This is a genomic window from Streptococcus sp. FSL E2-3494 (assembly GCF_038007085.1).
GTDB lineage: Bacteria > Bacillota > Bacilli > Lactobacillales > Streptococcaceae > Streptococcus > Streptococcus thermophilus.
Window position 1 is genome coordinate 98,673 of the sequence record NZ_JBBOWN010000001.1, and the last position, 21,709, is coordinate 120,381.

General features: G+C 36.9%; 17 protein-coding genes, 3 tRNA genes, 1 pseudogene and 1 other annotated feature. Of the genes and pseudogenes, 4 read left to right on the plus strand and 17 right to left on the minus strand.

The window, feature by feature from the left end:
* Window positions 1-11 precede the first annotated feature (11 nt).
* The 13 genes from tilS to NST05_RS00595 all read right to left on the minus strand — a co-directional run bounded on the left by tilS (window position 12) and on the right by NST05_RS00595 (window position 14,177).
* Entirely contained in the window at window positions 12-1,277 is a 1,266-nt protein-coding gene (gene tilS, locus NST05_RS00535; RefSeq protein ID WP_084828400.1) for a tRNA lysidine(34) synthetase TilS, read from the minus strand.
* Window positions 1,277-2,569: a serine hydrolase gene (locus NST05_RS00540; protein ID WP_084828399.1), complete on the minus strand. Its 1,293-nt coding sequence runs from the start codon at window positions 2,567-2,569 to the stop codon at window positions 1,277-1,279. The genes tilS and NST05_RS00540 overlap by 1 nt, the downstream gene beginning before the upstream one ends.
* Window positions 2,566-2,697, minus strand: coding sequence for an SP_0009 family protein (locus NST05_RS00545; protein WP_022096586.1), 132 nt, complete (start codon window positions 2,695-2,697; stop codon window positions 2,566-2,568). Before NST05_RS00545 ends, NST05_RS00540 begins: the two co-directional genes overlap by 4 nt.
* On the minus strand, window positions 2,697-3,068 hold the full coding sequence (locus NST05_RS00550) for a septum formation initiator family protein (RefSeq protein WP_084828398.1): 372 nt from the start codon (window positions 3,066-3,068) through the stop codon (window positions 2,697-2,699). The genes NST05_RS00545 and NST05_RS00550 overlap by 1 nt, the downstream gene beginning before the upstream one ends.
* Window positions 3,052-3,327: an RNA-binding S4 domain-containing protein gene (locus NST05_RS00555; RefSeq protein ID WP_002948594.1), complete on the minus strand. Its 276-nt coding sequence runs from the start codon at window positions 3,325-3,327 to the stop codon at window positions 3,052-3,054. The genes NST05_RS00550 and NST05_RS00555 overlap by 17 nt, the downstream gene beginning before the upstream one ends.
* Window positions 3,328-3,512: 185 nt before the next feature.
* Window positions 3,513-7,019, minus strand: a complete 3,507-nt coding sequence (gene mfd / locus NST05_RS00560) for a transcription-repair coupling factor (RefSeq protein WP_084828397.1) — start codon at window positions 7,017-7,019, stop codon at window positions 3,513-3,515.
* Window positions 7,012-7,581: an aminoacyl-tRNA hydrolase gene (gene pth, locus NST05_RS00565; protein WP_002948591.1), complete on the minus strand. Its 570-nt coding sequence runs from the start codon at window positions 7,579-7,581 to the stop codon at window positions 7,012-7,014. Before pth ends, mfd begins: the two co-directional genes overlap by 8 nt.
* 72 nt (window positions 7,582-7,653) lie before the next feature.
* Window positions 7,654-8,769 carry a redox-regulated ATPase YchF gene (gene ychF, locus NST05_RS00570; RefSeq protein WP_002948588.1) on the minus strand — a complete coding sequence of 372 codons (1,116 nt, stop codon included), beginning with the start codon at window positions 8,767-8,769 and terminating at the stop codon, window positions 7,654-7,656.
* Between the two features lie 212 nt (window positions 8,770-8,981).
* Window positions 8,982-9,173 (minus strand): DUF951 domain-containing protein, encoded by a 192-nt coding sequence (locus NST05_RS00575; RefSeq protein ID WP_084828396.1) that lies wholly within the window; start codon window positions 9,171-9,173, stop codon window positions 8,982-8,984.
* Between the two features lie 50 nt (window positions 9,174-9,223).
* Window positions 9,224-10,360: a DNA polymerase III subunit beta gene (gene dnaN / locus NST05_RS00580; protein WP_084828395.1), complete on the minus strand. Its 1,137-nt coding sequence runs from the start codon at window positions 10,358-10,360 to the stop codon at window positions 9,224-9,226.
* Window positions 10,361-10,505: 145 nt separating this feature from the next.
* Window positions 10,506-11,870, minus strand: coding sequence for a chromosomal replication initiator protein DnaA (gene dnaA / locus NST05_RS00585; RefSeq protein WP_084828394.1), 1,365 nt, complete (start codon window positions 11,868-11,870; stop codon window positions 10,506-10,508).
* A gap of 238 nt (window positions 11,871-12,108) precedes the next feature.
* Complete coding sequence (locus NST05_RS00590) at window positions 12,109-12,876, minus strand: ParB/RepB/Spo0J family partition protein (RefSeq protein ID WP_011681768.1); 768 nt, start codon at window positions 12,874-12,876, stop codon at window positions 12,109-12,111.
* 65 nt (window positions 12,877-12,941) lie between these two features.
* Entirely contained in the window at window positions 12,942-14,177 is a 1,236-nt protein-coding gene (locus tag NST05_RS00595; protein WP_340742860.1) for a S1C family serine protease, read from the minus strand.
* Window positions 14,178-14,381: 204 nt separating this feature from the next.
* On the opposite strand from NST05_RS00595, the gene rlmH reads away from it, so the two are divergent.
* Together rlmH and NST05_RS00605 are read left to right on the plus strand one after the other, a co-directional pair.
* On the plus strand, window positions 14,382-14,861 hold the full coding sequence (gene rlmH, locus NST05_RS00600) for a 23S rRNA (pseudouridine(1915)-N(3))-methyltransferase RlmH (protein WP_084829195.1): 480 nt from the start codon (window positions 14,382-14,384) through the stop codon (window positions 14,859-14,861).
* Between the two features lie 15 nt (window positions 14,862-14,876).
* A pseudogene (locus NST05_RS00605) lies at window positions 14,877-15,561 on the plus strand (YoaK family protein).
* A gap of 25 nt (window positions 15,562-15,586) precedes the next feature.
* On the opposite strand, the gene NST05_RS00610 reads toward NST05_RS00605, so the two are convergent.
* A tRNA-Arg gene (locus NST05_RS00610) sits at window positions 15,587-15,660 on the minus strand.
* A gap of 189 nt (window positions 15,661-15,849) precedes the next feature.
* Between NST05_RS00610 and NST05_RS00615 the strand changes: the two genes are divergently transcribed.
* Together NST05_RS00615 and NST05_RS00620 are read left to right on the plus strand one after the other, a co-directional pair.
* A tRNA-Glu gene (locus NST05_RS00615) sits at window positions 15,850-15,921 on the plus strand.
* Window positions 15,922-15,943: 22 nt separating this feature from the next.
* Window positions 15,944-16,017: transfer RNA gene (locus NST05_RS00620), tRNA-Asn, on the plus strand.
* 89 nt (window positions 16,018-16,106) lie between these two features.
* On the opposite strand, the gene NST05_RS00625 is transcribed toward NST05_RS00620, so the two are convergent.
* The 3 genes from NST05_RS00625 to NST05_RS00635 form a co-directional block, all read right to left on the minus strand.
* Window positions 16,107-18,713, minus strand: a complete 2,607-nt coding sequence (locus tag NST05_RS00625) for a YfhO family protein (RefSeq protein WP_084829193.1) — start codon at window positions 18,711-18,713, stop codon at window positions 16,107-16,109.
* Window positions 18,714-18,762: 49 nt separating this feature from the next.
* Complete coding sequence (locus tag NST05_RS00630) at window positions 18,763-20,385, minus strand: ABC-F family ATP-binding cassette domain-containing protein (protein ID WP_011226709.1); 1,623 nt, start codon at window positions 20,383-20,385, stop codon at window positions 18,763-18,765.
* Window positions 20,386-20,451: 66 nt separating this feature from the next.
* On the minus strand, window positions 20,452-21,324 hold the full coding sequence (locus tag NST05_RS00635) for a YitT family protein (protein WP_064355694.1): 873 nt from the start codon (window positions 21,322-21,324) through the stop codon (window positions 20,452-20,454).
* Between the two features lie 143 nt (window positions 21,325-21,467).
* Window positions 21,468-21,709 (plus strand) — a binding site (T-box leader).

Here is a 21,709-nt window from a genome sequence, read left to right on the forward strand (position 1 = left end):
ATGGTATTTGATTAGAATTTCTTATAAATGACAACAGTGCCATAAAGTATAGCATTTTTAGGCCTTTTTTTCAAATAGAGACGCCCCGCAACATAGAGAAAAATAATCTGACCATCTTGTTCCCCTATAATGGCTTTTTGACGATCTTTCTCTGAAATTTTATTGTCTATGAACAATCGTCTTATTTTTTTGTGGTGAGTACCCAAGTCAATCCTATCACCTTCATGTCTATGACGAATCACTATCGGCGCATCAGACCAAATATTAATAGTATCCACATTAGAAACGACATGTGGTTCAGAAAAAGTCAATAGGTATTCCTCAAACACAATAGATTTTCCAAATTCTAGGAGGCTTGGAGAAGATAGGCTGATGGGCTCTTCTTTGGTTATTAAGAAATCCGTCTGTGTTTTGACTAACACGTAACCATTTTTTAGTGGCATCTTTCCTGAAGTTTTTTTTCTTAGGAAACTCATCAATTGATTGAACTGACCTTTTGAAAGCTGTAAATCAGGAAAGGATTCTAAATAACTCTGAATAAGAAGGTGTTGGACAGCATCTGTCTGTTGTTGAAAAACAGACAAATCGGTTATAGTAATATCCTTCGTTAACTCCTCTAATGCTTTCTCCATAAGGGCAATCTCATCTGCTAGAAGACAAAGATGCTCCTTAAATTTAGGATTTTCCTGAGATAGAGTAGGGAGGTAGGTCAGTCTAATGCGATTTCGGAGATAGGCTAAAGAAGAATTACTCCTATCTTCAAAATGAAAGGTTACGGGAAGTTGATCTTTCGGAATATGCAAAAAGGGACGAATAATCTGACCAGTGCCAAATGATCTTACATCACAAATCCCGCTCAGATGTCTTAAACGACTTCCTCTCAACAATCTCATAAAAATTGTCTCAGCCTGATCATCAGCATGATGGGCTGTAACAAGAGCAGAATAGTCAGCTTCTTTCATAATTCGCTTAAAAAAATCATAGCGAAAAGTACGGGCGGCATTTTCTGAAAACTTTCCTGAGAATGCGCTGTAGTGCAAAGGTACCTTATGTTCCTTTGCCCAATGACGTAAATAATTTTCTTCGTACTCCGACTCTTGCCGTTGCTTATGGTTAACGTGAGCAATGCCCAGCTGAATATCCAAATCTTTTTGATGGTTATACAAAAAGTGCAGCAAACTCATCGAGTCTGCTCCACCTGATACTGCTACTAAAACTTTCTTGTGCTGGTTAAAATAACCTTTTGCTTGCATCATTTGCAACAATTTTTCTGTCATTATTTTAAAATTCCATAAACATCATCTGCAATTGAGGTGATTTTGTCATAGCCTTCTTTATCTGTAAAAATCGAAAGAATAAAGGGAGAATCTGTATAGACAATAGCGACATCATGTTTAAAATCGTAGGCATCCCCTATTTTATGTGCAACAGGGACATCAATATTTTTTGAAATACGTTCGCCATCATAGTCTGTACTTGAAAGATAATTAATAATATCCCCATTTTGCCTATAAATAGCCTCCATCAAAGTACCTGCTGCTCTAGCAGTCAACTCTTTTTTATCCATATTCCATGAGGTTGCTGACGCCTTATCTACTGATTTTTGGAAAGAATTATCATACTGATTAGCTACATAATAACCTAAGATATTTGTCGCTACATTATCTGAATTTTGGGCTACAGCCTTTAACAAGTTTTCCAAGCTATAATTCTTATCATCAGTCATCTTACTAATCTTTCCTGAGCCATCTGGATCATAAGCACCTGGAAAACCATTCACAGTAGAGGTATATTGATACTCATTGGATAATGATAATTTCTTTTGAGACAGACGTTCCTGTGCATAATAGAGTACACCTAACTTGGCTACGCTAGCTGCATACATGCTTTTTTCGTCATTGATAGCTGCTACGCGGTCTGTATCAAGCTGCTTGACATAAACTGAGATGTGCTCTTGATTGTTATACTTCTCATTAAGGACCCTCTGGACATCCTCTATGCGATTATCTGTAGTTGACAAGTCAGAAGCATTAATCCAACCCTCTCCATCTGCTAAATAATAAGTTCCAGCATGCGTCTGGGCAGCTCGGCTAACCTTTATCGGTTTGAAACTAGCGAGTTTAGAGTCAGCTTTTTCAGTTCCTAAAACGTAGGGGGCTTTGTAAACTGTTAAACCATCTTTAGTCCAGAAGGTCATGTCTACCGGTTTTTGATTATAGACACTATCATCAATAATTAATTTCTGACTAGCGGCTACAAAATCACCATCTTGAAGTTGGAAAACAGGTTCACCTTTAGCATTCCAAAAAATAGCAGAAATCGATAGTTTGGTATCTGCTTTGATACTGGTTTTAAATTCTGTTAATTCCTTGTTCTTATAAGTTAGGATATTTGTTATCGTTCTTGGATTTTTAGGAATCTGTTTAAATTGACTCAAGCTAGCTATAGTATTTTGAGACAAGTTTTGGACCTGTTTTGGAGTCAGAGTTAGCTCTTTCTCCATAGGAAGTAGGAATATAGGGCTAGAAGATACAAGCACAGCAGTTGCAGCTATTAATAGCTTTTTCATGCTTGTTTCTTCACCCCCTCTTTCCTCGGTACATCCGTTTTAAGTTGCTGATTTTTTTCTGATAGTTCCTCTAACTTGGCTTCTGAATAGGTTAAAAAAATTTCTACAGTTTTAAGTAAATCTTTCATTAGGGTAATAAGCTTGGTACAGGATAGATAGACTCTCCTTCACGTGAATAGTAATACTTAGCACGCGCATATTTCTCAGCGAAAGCATCATCCTTAAGTTTCTTAGCCAAATCCTTTCGTTCCTTTGTCTGATCTGACAATTTATCATAGTCTTTCTGTAATGACAAGACTTCCTTCTCTTGCTGTTTAATATTCATATACGTTTCAACTAGATTATAAGTTGGCAAGATAAAGAGTAAAACAACCACAAAGAGCATCCACCCCATAAAGCGATTCCTTTGTTCGTGTTCGGCACGCTCTAAACGATGCTCTTGATTGGCATTATCAATGTAATCGTTAGTAAGTTGTACAATATTAGGCTTCTTGCTCATCCACTTCAATCCTTGTTTCACTTATAATTTCATACATTTTTGCTGCATCTTCTTTTTTCGTACTGTCTTTCATTTCTAGAACACGAACAGTCAAAAGTTTATTTCCAAAACGAACTTCCACTTGATCACCGATTTTCAAATCTGTAGATGACTTAGCGAGTACACCATTTACTTTAATACGCCCTTTATCAGCTACTTCTTTAGCCACTGGACGGCGTTTGATAATTCGTGATACTTTTAAATATTTGTCTAATCTCAATGTTACTGTTTCCTTTCCGTTAGGATACTTCTTCTATAATAGCATTTTTAAAAAAAAATAGGTGACTAAAGCCTTTTCAAACACAAAAATAAGAGGATCGATACTAGTAGACCCTCTCAGGAGAATTATGAAAAAGAAAAGTTTTAGGATGTTTTATAGTATATAGAGACTTACTTAAACTTTCCTTAAGTTTCTTTTTTTTCTTTACGTTTTTTAATTTCCATAAATGTCTGACCAAAAATCTTTAATTCTTCAAGGATTTCATAGTCTTTCTTGTTACGAACATCAAAAATAATCTCTACTTTTCCTTGATTATCACTAATTCTTGCCTTTAAATTTGTCTTAGAGATGGCTTCAAAATAGTCTTGTGTCAAGAAGAATTTTAGAGAGACTTTTTCGAAACGAACGATGATAGTATCGTTCTTACGCTCGACTAATTCTGCAAAGGCAGCATCTAAATAGGCCTTAACCAGACCAATCTCAATGAGATAGGCAACTTGATCTGGATATTCTCCAAAGCGGTCAATCAACTCATCTTGAAGGTCCTGGTAGTCTTTCTGATTCTCAATTTCACGAATACGCTTATAAATTTCAATTTTTTGGCGCTCGTCAGAAATATAGTCAGAAGGAAGGTAAGCATCAATCTGAAGATTGAACTCTGCATTTCCTTTTCGACGAACCTGAGTCTTACCTTGACGCTTATTGATAGCCTCTTCCAAGAGTTGCGAGTACATTTCAAATCCGACTGAGTCGATGAAACCACTTTGAGAAGCACCAAGAATATTCCCTGCACCGCGAATCGATAAATCACGCATAGCAATTTTGAAACCTGATCCCAGTTCTGTAAATCCCTTAATAGCATCCAAACGCTTCTCTGAGACTTCCGTCAACACTTTGTCAGGACGATACATAAAGTAGGCATAGGCAATTCGATTACTACGTCCCACACGACCTCTTAGCTGATAAAGGGTAGACAAGCCCATATGGTCTGCATTCTCAATGAAAAGTGTATTAACATTGGGGATATCAATGCCTGTCTCGATAATGGTCGTTGCTACCAAAATATCGTAATCACCATTCAAAAAATCTAAGAGAGTATTCTCCAACATAACTTCACTCATCTGACCATGAACAAATCCGATACGTGCTTCAGGGACTAGCTCATGCAGTTCAGAAACTTTTTGATCAATGGTTTCAACACGATTATAAATATAAAAAATCTGGCCACCTCTGTCCATCTCCCTTAATATCGCTTCTCGAATAAGACCAGGATTGGTTTCCATAACATAAGTTTGAACTGGATAACGGTTGGTAGGTGCTGTCTCAATAATCGACAAATCACGAATACCCAACATAGACATATGAAGCGTACGAGGAATAGGGGTCGCAGTTAGAGTAAGGACATCAACTTTAGCTTTCAACTCCTTAAGTTTCTCTTTATGCTTCACGCCAAAACGTTGTTCTTCATCAATTACTAGCAAGCCTAAATCAGAAAACTTAACATCTTTAGACAACAAGCGGTGGGTCCCAATAATAATATCAATACGTCCTTTAGCTAGATTTTTAATAGTCTCATTTTGCTCTTTTTTACTTCTAAAACGACTGAGTTCATCTACTTCAACAGCATGATTTTCAAAACGCTCTTTAAAATTTATATAATGCTGATGGGCAAGAACTGTGGTAGGAACTAGGATAGCAACTTGCTTCCCATCATTGACCGCCTTGAAGGCAGCACGCATGGCTACCTCTGTCTTACCAAAACCAACATCACCAACCAAGAGACGATCCATAGGTTTGTCTGACTCCATGTCCGCCTTAATTTCCTTAATGGAACGCAGTTGATCCACTGTCTCAGCATAGGAGAACTCATCTTCAAAATCCCTTTGATTATCATCATCCGGTGAAAAAGTAAATCCTTTCAGTTGACTTCGCTCGGCATAGAGTTTTAAGAGATTATCAGCAATATCCTCTACCTGCTTGCTTACTTTTTGTTTGGTCTTTTGGAAACGCCCATCATTGAGTTTATTAATTTTAGGCTCTTTCCCGTCCACTGACACATACTTAGAGAGACTCTCAATCTGCTCAATAGGTAGAGAAATTGTTGCAGCATCCTGATATTGAATGGTCAAGTAGTCACGGTGTACCCCTTTAATTTCAATAGTCTCAATACCTTTAAATTGTCCTATACCATGAGTCTGGTGTACAACATAATCACCTTTTTCAAGTTCATTATAGTCTTTAAGACGCTCAGCATTAGAAATATGGTTAGCACGCGTACGACGTTTTACTTTTTTATGAAAAATCTCACGTTCAGTAACCAGAACAACCTTTTCATCTGCAAAGTAAAAGCCATTCGATAAGTTTCCTAGGACTAGTTGAGCCTTATGAGGTATCAAATCTCCAAAGCTACTAAGAGGTAAATCTAGATTGTACTCTTCCAAGGTTTCCTTCAAAGAATTAAGTTGCTTATCAGACCCTACTTGTAAAATAACCGTTGCCTTATTCTTAGTATAACGACGAATTTCGTCAATCAGTAATGGAAATTGGTTGAAAAACTCCTGCATAGGGTATTGTGTGAATTGATACAACTTATCAAATTTAAGATTTCCTAATCCGTTATGGAAATTAGAAAAGAAGCTAGCTGGCTGATAGTTACGTAAAGTCTTAAATGAATCCACGAAGTAGTTTAGATGACTCAGAGACTTACCTTGATGAAGATCCTCAGTTAAAAGATTAGCCACTTCCAATTCAAGACGTCCATGGCGGTCCACTATCTTTTGAAAATCATCAATGAATACAGGAGTCCCTTTTGGAAGATAGTCAAATAAGGTATAAGCTTTGTCATAAAAGAGAGACAAAAACTTACGTAAATCTTTATGGCGATGACCATCAATCGTCACTGATAGAACTTCCTCAAGGTAAGCCTTATGAAGACCGTCTGCCTTCGAGACCGCACTTTCTAGGGCCTTCTCAGCACGTTGGTAATCTTCTCTTGTTAAGATAATATCATCCGCCGGTGATATAACAACATGATCTAAATTGTTTAAAGATTTCTGACTATCGCTATCAAACTGACGAATGCCATCAATCTCATCTCCAAAAAACTCTAATCGGTAGGGAAGCTCTGCAGTCAATTCGTAAATATCTAAAATATCCCCCCTACGACTAAACTCTCCAGGTGAAAGAACTTGCTCTACTCTTTGATACCCAATATGCGTTAGATGCCTACTGAGAGCATCTAAATCATGTTCCTTCCCTAGTACTAAGTCGATGCGAGAGTCCTTATAAACCCTAGGATTAGGCAAATGTAACTTCGTACCAACTAAACTTGTAACCAAGACCCCACTTGCCTCTTCATCCATTAAAAAGTTAAGACTTTCAAGACGAGAATGAGTTTTTTCTGGTGAAGCAAAGATAAATTCAGCAGCTGATACATCATCCGCAAAAAAAGAATAAACCTTATCCTCTCCTAAGATAGCTGACAAATCTCCTACTAATTGCTCAGCTTCATTTTGTGTTGAGGTAACTATAAAAATCTTAGGAACCTGATTAGAAAGGGCAGATGCCATGGCAACTGCCTTGCTCGAACCAGAAAATCCCATGACCAATTGCCTACTCAATAAGCTTACCTTATCACGCCACTCAAGCAATTGATGATTCTTCTCAAAAAGCTCTAAGATCGTATTAGCCATTATACCGCCTCATGGTGTCTTCAAAATCATTTGTTTTTAAGTAGTGATGGAGGGCTGTCTCTACCTTGTCTAAAGTAAGTAAAATCATGGCATAATCGTCTTCACTAAATTTTCCAAGAACATGGTTAACAACCGTCATTCCTTTCTGTGGCCGACCAATGCCAATTTTTATACGATCAAATTCTTGAGTTCCAGTTTCAGCAATGATAGATTTAATACCATTATGACCACCTGCTGATCCCTTTTGACGAAAGCGCAATTTCCCAACTTCCATATCTAAATCATCGTAAATGACGATAAAATCCTCCATGGGAATATTGTAATAAGCTAGCAGTGCTCTCACAGCTAGACCAGATAGATTCATAAAAGTTGTTGGTTTAACAAAATAAACTTTCTCACCGTTTAAAAAGGTTGAAGCTACTTCAGCCTTAAAAGTCTTTTCCTCAGAAAAGGTTAATCCTAATTCTTTAGCCATTAGGTCTATAGCCATAAAACCAACATTGTGTCGTGTTTCATGGTATTTTGAACCAGGGTTTCCCAATCCAACTACTAATTTTGTCATCATTTCTCCTCTTTGATAAACAGCAAAAGGACTGAAAAATACTTTTCAGCCTTGTGCACTATTTTTTATTTTCTAAACGTTGAAACGGAATTCCATGATGTCACCATCTTGGACAACATACTCTTTTCCTTCTTCACGAAGGCGTCCAGCTTCTTTAACAGCTTTCTCAGAGCCATATTTAATCAAATCGTCATACGACATTGTTACAGCGCGGATAAAACCTTTCTCGAAGTCAGAGTGGATAATTCCAGCTGCTTGTGGAGCCTTGATCCCTCGTTTAAAGGTCCAAGCGCGGACCTCTTTTTCACCGGCAGTGAAATAAGTTCCAAGACCAAGCAAATGATATGCTGCGCGTGTTAGTTTATCGACTCCTGACTCTGTCAAACCAAGGTCTTCCAAGAACATCTCCTTATCTTCATCATCCAACTCAGAAATTTCTTCCTCAACACGAGCCGAAATAACAACTACTTCTGCATTTTCAGTCGCTGCAAACTCACGAATTTGCTTCACATAATCAATATCATCAGGATTTGCGACCTGGTCTTCATCAACGTTAGCCACATAAAGCACTGGTTTTGTTGTCAAGAGGAAGAGTCCCTTAACAATTTTTTGTTCTTCCTCAGTAAAATCAATTGTACGGGCAGACTTACCATCTTCTAGAACGGGTTTAATCTTTTGAAGAATATTAAACTCTGCCACAGAATCTTTATCTTTTTGAGTACGAGCGATCTTTTCGACACGCGCATAACGTTTGTTAATTGACTCAAGGTCAGCCAAAATCAATTCTAGGTTGATTGTATCGATATCAGCCATCGGATCCACAAAGTCATCCTCGCGCCCTTGTTCACGCATAACATTTTCATCATCGAAGGCACGAACGACATGGATAATCGCATCCACTTCACGAATATTGGCCAAGAACTTATTTCCAAGCCCTTCACCCTTTGATGCCCCTTTTACGATACCCGCAATATCTGTGAACTCAAATGTAGTTGGCACTGTCTTTTTAGGGGTGATAAGTTCAGTCAATTTTGTCAAACGCTCATCTGGTACTTCGACCATACCAACATTTGGATCTATTGTTGCGAAAGGATAGTTAGCAGCTTCCGCACCTGCTTTTGTAATTGCATTGAAAAGAGTTGATTTACCAACGTTCGGCAAACCAACGATACCTGCTGTTAAAGCCATTTATTTATTTCTCCATTAAAAAGTAATTTAGTTAATTATAACACAAAAATTGTTAAAAATAGGCAACTTCCCTTTTGAGAATCAGAAAAAGAGAAGTAAGGAAAAATGCTATAAGGAAGACGATTAGGGGACCTTGGATACTTTTTATTTTGCCAAAGTGCTATAGCTTTTAATATAAGAATCTAGTAGGTAAGTGACGTCCGTAATAGCTGTTATAAAACCTTTTTAAGCTTCTTTTCAAAATCATGACGACTCATCATGACCACATGATTACAATTTGTACAACGAATTTTTATGTCAGCTCCAAGACGAGTCACTTCCCACTCGTTAGCTTTTTTTCCTGTTGCTTTGATAGTACAAGCATGGGGTTTCTTCATTTCAACTAAACTTCCAATTTGGTACATAAACTTCCTCCTTAGTAAAAAAGTTATCCACAGTGGATAACTTTTCGATTTTAGTTTGTTCTTACAGGTGTAATTAATTGAATAAAGTTTTCACTGTCATCTGCTGGTGTCAAAGTGAATGGGCGTACTGGAGAAATGAAACGAACACGAACTGACTCACTTTTTAGTGCTTTCAAAGCGTCTATCAAGTAAGTGGGATTAAAACTAATAATCAAATCACTTCCTGAAACGTCTAGCACATCAATATCTTCATTCACCTTTCCGACTTCAGGTGAATTAACATGAGCACTAACATTACCATTGATGATTTCGAGTTTCACCGTGCCACTTTGACTTGCATTTGAAATCAAATAGGAACGTTCCATAGCAGAACGAAGGGTAGATGTTTCAAACACAACCTCTGTTTCAAATGAATCTGACAAGAGACGATTAGTATCTGGATAATTTCCTTCTAGTAAACGTGTGTAAAAAGAGATTGTCTCACTACGGAATAGAATTTGATTTGCAGAGAAGAAAATTTTCAAATTTTCAATACCATCACTAAAGACTGCTGATAACTCTTTAAGTGATCGGCTTGGGATTACTACATCAAAGTTATCTGCAGAATGTTCCAAAACAAGTTGACGTTGGCTCATACGATGAGAATCAGTGGCAACAGCTTTAAGATCTTTGTGATTTGAAAGAACAAAGTGAACTCCAGTTAAAATTGGACGACTTTCTTGCGTGCTTGCTGCAAATGACGTTTCAGCAATGATAGATTTTAACATTTTAGTGTCCATAATTAGTGGTGTCAAGCTGTCAACTTCTTGAATACGAGGATATTGCTCAGCATCCTTTCCTTTTAGAGTAATCTCTGATTTAGCACTCTTTAGTAATACTTGGTATTGTTCTATTTCTTCAAATGTAAGAGTAACATCAGGTAAGCTTGAAACAACGTTGATGAAAAAATTCGCTTCTAAAAGGATACTACCTGGTTGTGTAATTAATAAACCTGCATTTTCTTCTGAAGCAGAGATGCTATTCTCTATCGAGATTTGTCCATTTGAGCCAGTTAAATAGATACCATCACTAGTAACTTCGATTTTTATAGTTGATAGAATGGGAATAGCATTTTTTGAAGAAATAGCACGTCGAGTTGTATGAAGGGCTTGTAGGAAATAAGCTTTATTAATAGCAAATTGAATCATGTTGCTCCTTTATTTTATTAGTATTATATTAGTAGTAGTAGTAGGTCTTGTGGATATTGTGCATAAATATCTAAATCACAGTTTTATCAAGATTTTAAACTTGTGCACATCTTGTGGAAAACTGTGCATAAGTTTTCCACAAGAGTTATTTTATCTTGTTTTTAATGGTATCAATTTCAATGCGTAAACTGTCATCTTGAGTAAGCATATTTTTGATTTTATTGTAAGCATGTAGAACAGTTGAGTGATCTCTTCCTCCAAATTCTTTTCCAATTTTTGGAAGGGAGTTATCAGTCATTTCACGCGCAAGATACATGGCAACCTGACGCGCTAAGACAATATTCTGTGTTCGTTTAGTTGCCTTAATCTCTTTAACCGTGACATTATAAAATTTTCCAACCTCACTTTGGATGTCTTCAATCGGAATGAGAGTTAACTTAGGGCCATCTATTTTACGTGCACGAATAGCTTCGGCAGCTACTTCAACTGTGATCGTATCTAACTGGCGGACATTTGCAACTAAGCTAATATCTTTCAAAGCTCCCTCTAAGTCGCGGACATTTGAGTCAAATTGGCCAGCTAAATACTCAATTGTTTCAGGTGGAAAATGGTAATCATAGTCCATAATCTTATTGGTAAGAATAGCAACTCGGGTTTCAAAGTCAGGCGGTGTAATATTTACAGTCAAGCCCCATTTGAAGCGCGTGACAAGACGCTCTTCCATCTCATTCAATTGATCTGGATTTCGGTCGCTAGTCAAGACAATTTGTTTATTATTATCGTGAAGGACATTGAAAGTATTGAAAAATTCCTCTTGAGTGGCTTGCGTAGACTTTTTAGCCAACGATTGTATATCATCAATTAAAAGCACGTCTAGATGGCGGTATTTTAGCTTTAGTTCATCCATTTTATCTAAACGGATATGTAAAACAAACTCATTAATAAAATTTTCGGCAGTTATGTATTTGATTCGTGCTTGGGGATTATCATGTAAGACCTTATTACCAATGGCATTGAGCAAGTGAGTTTTTCCTAGACCAGGTCCCCCATAAATGAATAAAGGGTTATAAGTTGCTCCTGGTGAATCAGCTACAGCTAGAGATGCTGCTACAGACCAGCGGTTTTCATCTCCTTGAATAAAATTATCAAAGGTATACTTACTATTTAAGTCCGAGTTCAAAGTGGGAAGATCAGGTGTTTGTTGTTCCCTTTTATTGCTGAAGTCATTGTTTGCTAAAGTTGGTTTTGTTTCGCTAACGAGAGCCTCGTCAAAGACATATTCAACTTTTATCTCACTATTGTAGACTTCAAATCCAGTCATCAAAATGAAAGATTGCATGTTCTTTTCCCAGAATAGTTTCTTGACTTCTTCAAGCAGAATTGTAGCAACGTTATCTTGAATTTTGATGAGCTTGGTATCTAGGACATAATAATCAAAAGTGGCTTGTGTTAGTTCTTCTTTGGCCAGCTCTAAGAGCTTATTCCAAAAAAAATGCTCTTTTTCGGTCATTTTATCAATTCTCCATCTTTATTCTTGTCCTCTGATTCTATCATAAAATGAAAAAGTTTTCCACAGGTCAGAAAGAGAAAAATTTTGAGGTTATCCACAACCATAAAAAAGGTTATTCACACTGTGGATAAAAGTTATCCACAGCCTGTTGATAATAAAGGAACCCTTTAAAATAAAGGGTAGACACTATTTTTACGATGTGGATAAGTCTGATTTTCCTTTTTCTACAATTAACAGCTTAGATAAGCTTGTTGATAATTCTGTTAAAATCTTCTTCTGTCGAAAAGTGTATTTGAATCGTTCCTGAGTGATTTTTGTGATAACGTAGAGTTATAGGGAGACCTAGTGATCTTTCAAGTTCTTTTTCTTTATCTTTTACATGGGTATCTTTTTTAGATTTTTGTTTTCTAGGAAGTTCCTGAAGTTTTTTTTCTAGAGTACGAACAGACCATCTTTCAGCCACAACCTGCTGAAAGATGGTTAACTGCTTTTGAGAATCCTCAATAGCTAAGAGTGCTCTAGCATGTCCCTGACTCAGACTTCCGTTTTCAATACTCGTTTGTATCTCTCGCGGAAGTTGTAGTAGTCTAAGAACGTTACTAATATATGGTCTAGATTTTCCCATAGCTTTAGCGAGCTCCTCGTGACTATAAGTTAACTCATCAATTAAATTACGATAGGCCTTTGCTTCTTCAATAGGATTGAGATTTGATCGTTGTAGATTTTCAATAATAGCTTGTTTACGACTCTCTTGATCTGTAACTTCCTTTACAACTGCAGGGATTTCTGTCATCCCTAAACGTTTACAGGCTCGTAAACGTCTTTCTCCAGCAATTAGTTCATAACCAATAATGTCAGATTTTCGTACAATAATTGGCTGTATTAAACCATTTTCTGATATTGATTGACTTAGTTCTACTAACTCTTCATCGGAGAATTTTAGACGAGGTTGAAAAGGATTGGGGTAAATTTCACTAATAGATAAAGTTTTGAGTTGTTCTGACATGGTATTCCTTTCCCAAAAAAGACCTTTACATTATTGTAAAGGTCTTTTGACAGATTTGTCAATAATTAATCAGATATGTCTTCTGTAGATTTTGTTAATTTAAGATCTACAGTTTTCTTATCTTTACCACGATAGAAGGTTACCTTGATAGTATCTCCGATACTATGGCTGTAAAGATTGGTTTGAATATCAGTTTTTGAGCTAATCTTCTTACCATCAATCTCAGTGATAACATCATATTCTTGAAGTTTACCGTCAGCTGGCATACCTTTCTGAACACTACCGACAACAACACCGGATTTGACCTCATCTGGTAAATCTAATTTAGAAGTTGCGCTGCTAGAAAGGCTATTAAGATCTGCTATTGAGATCCCTAGTGCTGGTCGTGTAACTTTACCATCTTTTTCTAATTGATTGATGATTTCAACAACATCGTTTGATGGAATGGCAAACCCCATACCTTCAACAGCACTACCAGCGATTGCAGACGTTGATGAAATTTTACTTGAGTTAATACCGATAACTTGTCCTTCAATATTGACTAGGGCACCACCAGAGTTACCAGGGTTAATGGCTGCATCTGTTTGGATAGCGTTTGTTGATACAGTTTCACCATTATCGTTTTGCATCGTTATAGTACGGCTAAGGCTAGAAACGATTCCTTCTGTTACTGAGTTGGCGTATTCGGTACCAAGTGGGCTACCGATAGCAATTGCTTTTTCACCAACAGTAAGGGAGTTTGAGTCTGCAAATTCTGCAACAGTTGTTATTTTATCTGAAGATACTTTGACAACTGCTAGGTCAGAGTAAGTGTCTTTACCAACAAGTTCACCAGTAATTTTCGAACCATCCGAAAGCATGATTTCAAGTTTTTTAGCCCCATCGACAACGTGGTTATTGGTTACGATGTAGGCTTCTTTGCCATCTTTTTTATAGATGACTCCAGAACCTTCACCAGCGACCTGCAGACCATCTGAATCTTTTGAATTTTCTTGGCTAGAATCAGAACTGTCCCCTCCGCCAAAGATACGGCCATAAAGGTCATTTAGAGAATCTGAAGATGAACCTTCTTGATAATTGATGACAGAAACAACGGCATTTTGTACTTTCTTAACAGCCTTAGTTGTATCTGTTATATTGGTGTAGACGGTCTTAGCCATTTTTACTCCAGTATCTGTTGTATTGGTAAAAGATACCCCGGCTGCTGTTAGTAGGATAAAGGCACCAAGTAAACCACCTAGTAAGCCAATAACTAGCATTGCAATTGGCGCGACTATTTTTTTCCAGTTAAATTTTTTCATGTTTAGTCCTCCTTCTTGATAAACATATCAAGGTAAGCTTAATTATATCATAAAGTGATTTAAAAAACAGTTATCAACAGTCTGTGGATAAGTAAAAAAATTGTAGATGATAGGCTATTATAGATGGAATAAATAGGGGTTAATAAATATGAAAAGCTGTGGATAAGGTGTTAAAAGATTGTGGATATGTGCTATAATGAACCTATGAAAGTTAAATTGATTACTGTTGGAAAATTGAAAGAAAAATATTTGAAAGATGGCATTGCAGAGTATATCAAACGACTAGGACGCTTCACAAAATTTGAGTCTATAGAGTTGACGGATGAGAAGACGCCTGATAATGCAAGCGAAGCTGAAAATAAAGCTACCCTAGACAAAGAAGGACAGCGTATTTTGGCTAAGGTTGGTGACCGTGATTACGTCATTGCCTTAGCAATTGAGGGAAAGCAATTTCCCTCAGAACAGTTTGCCAAAGAGTTAGAGCAAGCGACCCTTAGAGGCTATTCAGATATTACTTTTATTATAGGGGGGAGTTTGGGGCTATCCCCTAAAGTGAAAAAGAGGGCTAATCAATTGATGAGTTTTGGTCTTTTGACTTTTCCTCATCAGCTTATGCGCCTTGTATTAGTGGAACAAATTTATCGTGCATTCATGATTCAGCAAGGAAGTCCATATCATAAGTAGAAAAAGGAAATCGACATGTTCAAAATGAAAAAACGCTCCTATCGTGTTTTTGAAGGTTTACGAGTAGCAACTTTAGTTAGTTATATAGGGGGATTTATTGATGCCTATACTTACAATACTCAAGACGAACGATTCGCAAGTATTCAGACAGGGAATCTTCTCTATTTAGTCATTCACCTTGTTGAAGGGAATATTGCAAGAGCTTTTAGCTATGCAATACCTATTTTTTTCTTTATTTTAGGTCAGTTTTTTGTTTTTTTTTGTTAAGAAGTGGCTTATCAACCATAAATGGAGATGGCATTTACAAGCAATTAGGCTTGCCTTACTATTGATGACTATTCTTGCAACTATCACACCTTATGTTGATTCCATTATTACTATTGCAGGCTTGGCATTCTTTGCCTCTCTCCAAGTAGGTATTTTTAAGCGGGTCAGAGGAGTAAATTATGCCTCCTTCATGATGACTGGTAATATCACTAATACTTCCCTAACAGTTGCAAGAGCTATTGATGAGAGTGATCCTAAAGTACTAAAACAAGCTTCTTACACTATTATTATCATCTTTACCTTTATGGTGGGAGTCGCAGCATCAACTTGGTTTGCCCAATATTTACATGAGTACAGTCTATACACAACTTTGCTCCCTTTGTTTATTTTAAATTATTTTCTATTTATCGAAGCAAAAGAAAAACGCAACTAGAGATTCTAGATTGCGTTTTTTCATCTGATCCCAGCAGGATTCGAACCTGCGACCGTTCGCTTAGAAGGCGAATGCTCTATCCAGCTGAGCTATGGGACCAATAACTCTATTAGTTTACAAAATATATAGCAACATGTCAATACTTTGTAAAAAGCTAGATAAAAACTAACGTAAAATTCGAACAAATTCAGCAAAATTTAATTTTATTTTTTTGAAAAAAAGTATAGACAAAATCGAATATTCTGATATAATAATAAGAGTATTAGCGAGATAAAAATCTCAAAACTTGGTCCGTTGGTCAAGGGGTTAAGACACCGCCTTTTCACGGCGGTAACACGGGTTCGAATCCCGTACGGACTATTTTTGCTACTTAGCAGTTTTATCCGCCATAGCTCAGTTGGTAGTAGCGCATGACTGTTAATCATGATGTCGTAGGTTCGAGTCCTACTGGCGGAGTGATAAGACACCTCAAGTTGTATAGCTTGAGTTTTTTTGTACCCTAAACCTAAAAGGTCTAGAACATTCGTTCTAGACCTTTTAGGTTTTTATTTAGGGCGAGTAGCTTTTTGAGTAATTTTTATTTTACCGATGAAGTAAGCATAGCAACAAAATATTCCAAATGCCAAGCAACTAATAATCAAGCCAATCTTAAGGCCATAGGGAATAAAGGTAAGCACAACTTTTCCTTTACCACTAGGGACATCAACCTTCATGAACCCCTTTTGAGCTCGATGAATTTTAACTTTTCTATTATTTACTGTTGCTGTCCACCCCTTGTCGTATGGAATGGTGAAAAATAATGAAGCATTTGTGTGGCTACTATAATCAGTAAATACTTTATTTTTTGATGTAGTAACCTTGGTATCACGTTCATTAATAGTATCCATAGCAATCTTGTAGTTTTGAGTATCAAGGGCATAAAAACTAGGATTATCAAAGGATATTGCTTTATTTCCGGGAAAATTAAGATTGATGGTAATTGCTTCTTCTGTTTCAAAGTAGCCAAGATCGAAGAAATCAAAAGTATTGTCAGTAACTTGATTCCTTGTCACCCCATTTACAGTAATTGACAAAGAGTGATTATTGTCATCGGACCAAGAAATGTTAGGAATACTAACGTAGAGTTGACTATGTGGCGGAGCAATGACTTGATAAGTGATAGTAGCAAAATCGTTATTCGAGTTGCTAACATTTTTAGCCACGCGCTGATTCAAAGATTTAGCATCATTATCAGAAAGTTGGGATGGAACTCTTCTAAAGTATGTTAAGTTAAGTCCAGCTAGAGCATTTATTAAGCTAGTTTGATTGTCAAGTGTATTGACAGTAAAGTCAACATTAGTGTAAATCCCATTAGTTAAGATAGCGAGCTGGCTAGCATAATCATTTTGATAAAGTCTTACTGTCTTTTCAGAAGCTATGTAATTAAAACCATACTTATTCAGGTCAAAGTTCGATAAATTATATTTTATTCCGAAGAGACTATCAGCAATAAGTGTATTATTTTGGTAACGTAGGTTTAAATTAGTCCCTTCAGATTTGAACCCCAACCTGTCTAGTGTTGAGCTTGAAGCAGTATTTCGAATGGATGAAAATTGAGAAATACCATTATAATTGAATTTCATACTGTCGTTACCAGTTTGAGCCTCAAGCCTCTCCGTACGGTAAAAATTCTTATTAGTCTGCTTCGTATCTGAAACCAATTTTGAAATTGCCGACATATTCCGTAGGTATCCTTCACGAGTTGGAAAAATCCACTCATTTCCAAGAGCTCCAACAACATAGTAAGTATTTAGTCCAAGCTCAAAAATGCAGAATAAGAAGGTGAAACAGCGAAAAACACTCCTAGGAATCTGCTGTCTAAAATAGCTAATAAATAGAATGGCATAGGCTAATAGAAATGCTAGGCTTAATAGCCAGGAAACTGGTTCAATGAAACTATAGTGAGACTGAAAAATCCAAGTTAGTAAGTAAGCGACACTCAATCCTACGAAAGGTAGGAGCAGCCTTTGTAGAGAAAACTTTTCAATTCGGTTGAGAGTTTCTCCTGCCAAAAGAACAATTAAGAGAGAAAGAAGCCAAGAATAGCGATGGAGAAACATGTTAGGTGCATGCATACCTTGCCAAAACAAATCAAGAGGTTGTAAGTTGAAACTAGCAATAAAGAAAGCTAATAACAAGAAGTAGCCTAAACGTAGTGATAGCTTGATTTCCTTACTAATGAAGAAAAGTAGAAAAAGAATCAAAGGCAAGAGTCCCACATAAATCATAGGGATTGATCCAAATTTAGTAGTATCGTAAACTCCGACCAGATTTTTGGCAAAGAAATCAAAATAGTATGTGGATTCTGTCAACAAACTTGATGGAGCTGTAAACTTCTCACCATGTGTAGTTAAATCAAGTAATGTTGGGAGTAGCATGATAGTGCTGCTTAGACCAGCTAGTATAGAGACGATTCCAAAGTCTATAAAATGAAGGATTTTACTCTTCCATCCCGTGATAGTTATTAGTTGTATAATAGTGTAAAGGGTTAAAAAGATAGACATCATATATCCAAAATAGTAGTTTTGGATAAAAAGACAGGTCAGACTCAAAAAATATAGCCCGCGTTTATTGAATCTTAGTAAAAGGTGTAACCCTAATATGATTAAAGGTGCTAAAATAAAGACATCTAGCCAAGTATTAATTTCTAACTGACTGGTAGCAAAGCTCATCAAAGAAAATCCTGTAGAAAGACATAAGATGAAACTTCTTGAGACTTTGGTAAAGAGATGCTTAAAACTGAAGGCTCCTGACAGACCAGTAAGTCCGAACTTAAGCAGTGTTATGTAATAAAAAGCATCGGCCATTTGGCTGACGGTAAAGAAATAGTAGAGTGGAGACAAGAAGGAACCTAAGTAATAACTTGTTAGGGCATAGAAATTAAGCCCCAATCCACTTGTAAAGGTGTAAAAGAGGCTCCCATCTCCATGAAGTATATTTCTCAGTTCGGTTGCAAATATCACATACTGATGAAAACCATCACTTGTTAAAATAGTTCTCTCACTACCAGGATAGATTTTTTGGCTGTATAATACACCTATCATGATTAGTACTGGCAAGAAAAAAGCAGCCAGATAGAATAATAAGGTCGTATAGTATTTTTTATTTGTCATAATGATAATAAGACAGGTTGGGATATCCCAACCTGCATCTTTTTATAGTTTAATCAGCCCACAGTGCTTTGACTTTAGCTTGAACTTCTTCATTTTCAAGGAATTCATCATAAGTTTCATCGATACGGTCAATAACACCATTTTTAGAAATAACTACGATGTGGTTCGCTATCGTTTGGATAAATTCGTGGTCATGGCTGGCAAAGATAACAGACTCTTTGAAGTCACGGATGCCATCATTCAGACTTGAGATTGACTCCAAATCCAAGTGATTAGTTGGATCATCTAGAAGGAGAACGTTAGATTTCAGAAGCATGAGTTTAGAAAGCATGACACGGACTTTTTCTCCCCCTGAGAGGACACTAACAGACTTATTGACTTCATCTCCTGAGAAGAGCATACGACCAAGGAATCCACGCAAGAAGGTATCATCGTCTTCCCCTTTTTCAGCGAACTGACGAAGCCATTCAAGGATTGATTCACCAGATGCAAAGTCTTTAGAATTGTCTTTTGGGAGGTAAGAACGGCTAGTTGTAACCCCCCATTTGATTGTACCTTCATAGTCGATATCATCAGCTAGGGCACGAATTAAAGCAGTGGTTTGAATATCGTTTTGACCGATAATAGCTGTCTTATCTCCTGGACGTAGGATGAAACTAATGTTATCAAGAATGGTTTCACCATCCATCTTAACAGTGAGATTTTCAACTGTTAGAAGATCGTTACCGATTTCACGTTCTGCTTTGAATTTGATAAACGGATATTTACGGCTTGATGGAACGATTTCCTCTAGCTCAATTTTATCAAGCATTTTCTTACGAGAAGTCGCTTGTTTAGATTTTGAAGCGTTGGCAGAGAAACGTGCAACGAACTCTTGAAGTTCTTTAATTTTTTCTTCTGCTTTGGCATTACGGTCGGCCTGCAAGCGTGCAGCCAATTCTGAAGATTGTTTCCAAAAGTCGTAGTTACCAACATAGAGTTTGATTTTACCAAAGTCAAGGTCGGCCATATGCGTACAAACCTTGTTCAAGAAGTGACGGTCATGGGATACGACAATTACAGTATTTTCAAAATCAATCAAGAAATCTTCAAGCCAAGAGATTGACTGGATATCAAGACCGTTGGTAGGTTCGTCAAGAAGAAGCACATCAGGTTTACCAAAGAGCGCTTTTGCAAGAAGGACTTTCACCTTATCACCATTAGCTAATTCGCTCATATTTTGATAGTGAAGGTCTTCTGAAATATTTAGATTCTGGAGTAATTGTGAGGCCTCGCTTTCAGCTTCCCAACCACCTAATTCAGCAAACAGACCTTCTAATTCAGCAGCACGAACACCATCCTCATCTGAAAAATCTTCCTTCATGTAGATGGCGTCTTTTTCTTTCATAATATCGTAGAGACGTTCATTTCCCATGATAACCACATCAATGACGCGTTCATCTTCATAGTCAAAGTGGTTCTGACGAAGAACAGAAAGACGCTCATCAGGACCAAGTGAGATATGTCCTGTTGTGGGTTCAATATCACCTGCTAAAATTTTCAAAAAAGTAGATTTACCAGCACCATTAGCACCGATAAGCCCATAAGTATTACCAGGTTTGAAGGCAATGTTAACATCATCAAAAAGTTTACGATCGCTAAAACGAAGCGATACATCTGATACAGTAAGCATATAATATCCTTTATTTTTATTCTTAAATACTATTTTACGAGAAATTAGACTTTATTTCAATTGATTTTATAAGGGATTAATAAAGTCATTTGGAACACTCTTGTAATCTTTTTGAAGGCTAAATCCACGTCCCATAACTGTAGAAGCAGGGATAATGACAATGAAGGCAGTTTCGTCTATTTTTTGGATTTCTTCTTGGACTTTTGGGACCTCATGAGTTGACAAGGTGGTCATAATCATATTTTGAGAATGTCCAGTATGTCCACCAAGAACTGGAATTTTTGTTGCACCGCGATCAGCACCATTAGTGATGTAGTTTAGGATTTGATCACTCTTTTGTGAAATGATTAGGAGATTCCGTGATGAATTGAGTCCTACCATCATTTTGTCAATTGTAAGGGATACGACATAAAGAGATAAAATGGAGTACATAACAGTATCAGGAGAAAAGGCTATGGCACTAATGGCGACAATGATTCCATCAACTATGAGTAGGACCACTCCTAGAGGTAGAGGTGTGTATTTATTAAGAATTTGTGTGATAATCCCTGTTCCCCCAGTTGAGGAATTCCCATAAAAGACTATTCCTAGACCTAATCCTAGTATAATTCCACCAAAAATTGATGCTAACAAAGGTTGTTTGGTAAGCGTAGGTAAACCTTCGGTTAATTTAATAAAAGTCGGGAAAACTAGAGATCCATATAAAGTTTTTAGGAGAACTTCGCGGCCAAGGAAGCACCAACATAAAATTAACAAAGGGATAGTTGTCGCTAAGACAAAGTTAGCATTATTCCAACCGAAAAGAGCATTTAAACTAATGGCTAGCCCTCCGACACCACCTGAAGCAATATTATTTTTAACTAAAAGTGAGTTATAACCAACTGCAGATATAAAAGAACCGATTGTAACTAAAAGTATGTCTATTATTCGACGTTTCATATATTATCTCCTAAATATGATATTCCTATTATCAAGTCTTTTTTAGTATCCGTCAAGTAATGACTATTTTGATTGTTTAGAAGGTTATGTTTCACGTGAAACTAGAAATATAACCTTGACAAAAATGGATAAAACAATGTAGAATAATAGTCATCAGAAGAGTAATTCTTCCTTTCTTTTTTAGAGAGCTGGTGGTAGGTGTAAACCAGAATGAAGGTGGAATGAATGGGCTGAGGAAAATTGACGAGTAACGTGAACACATAAACGTTAGGTTTGGCACCCCTTATCGTGCAACTTCTTTGTTGAGAAGTTTTGAGATGATAGCTTTACAAAGAGTTATCAACTGAGGTGGTACCGCGTATCAAAAGTGATTAACGCCCTCACG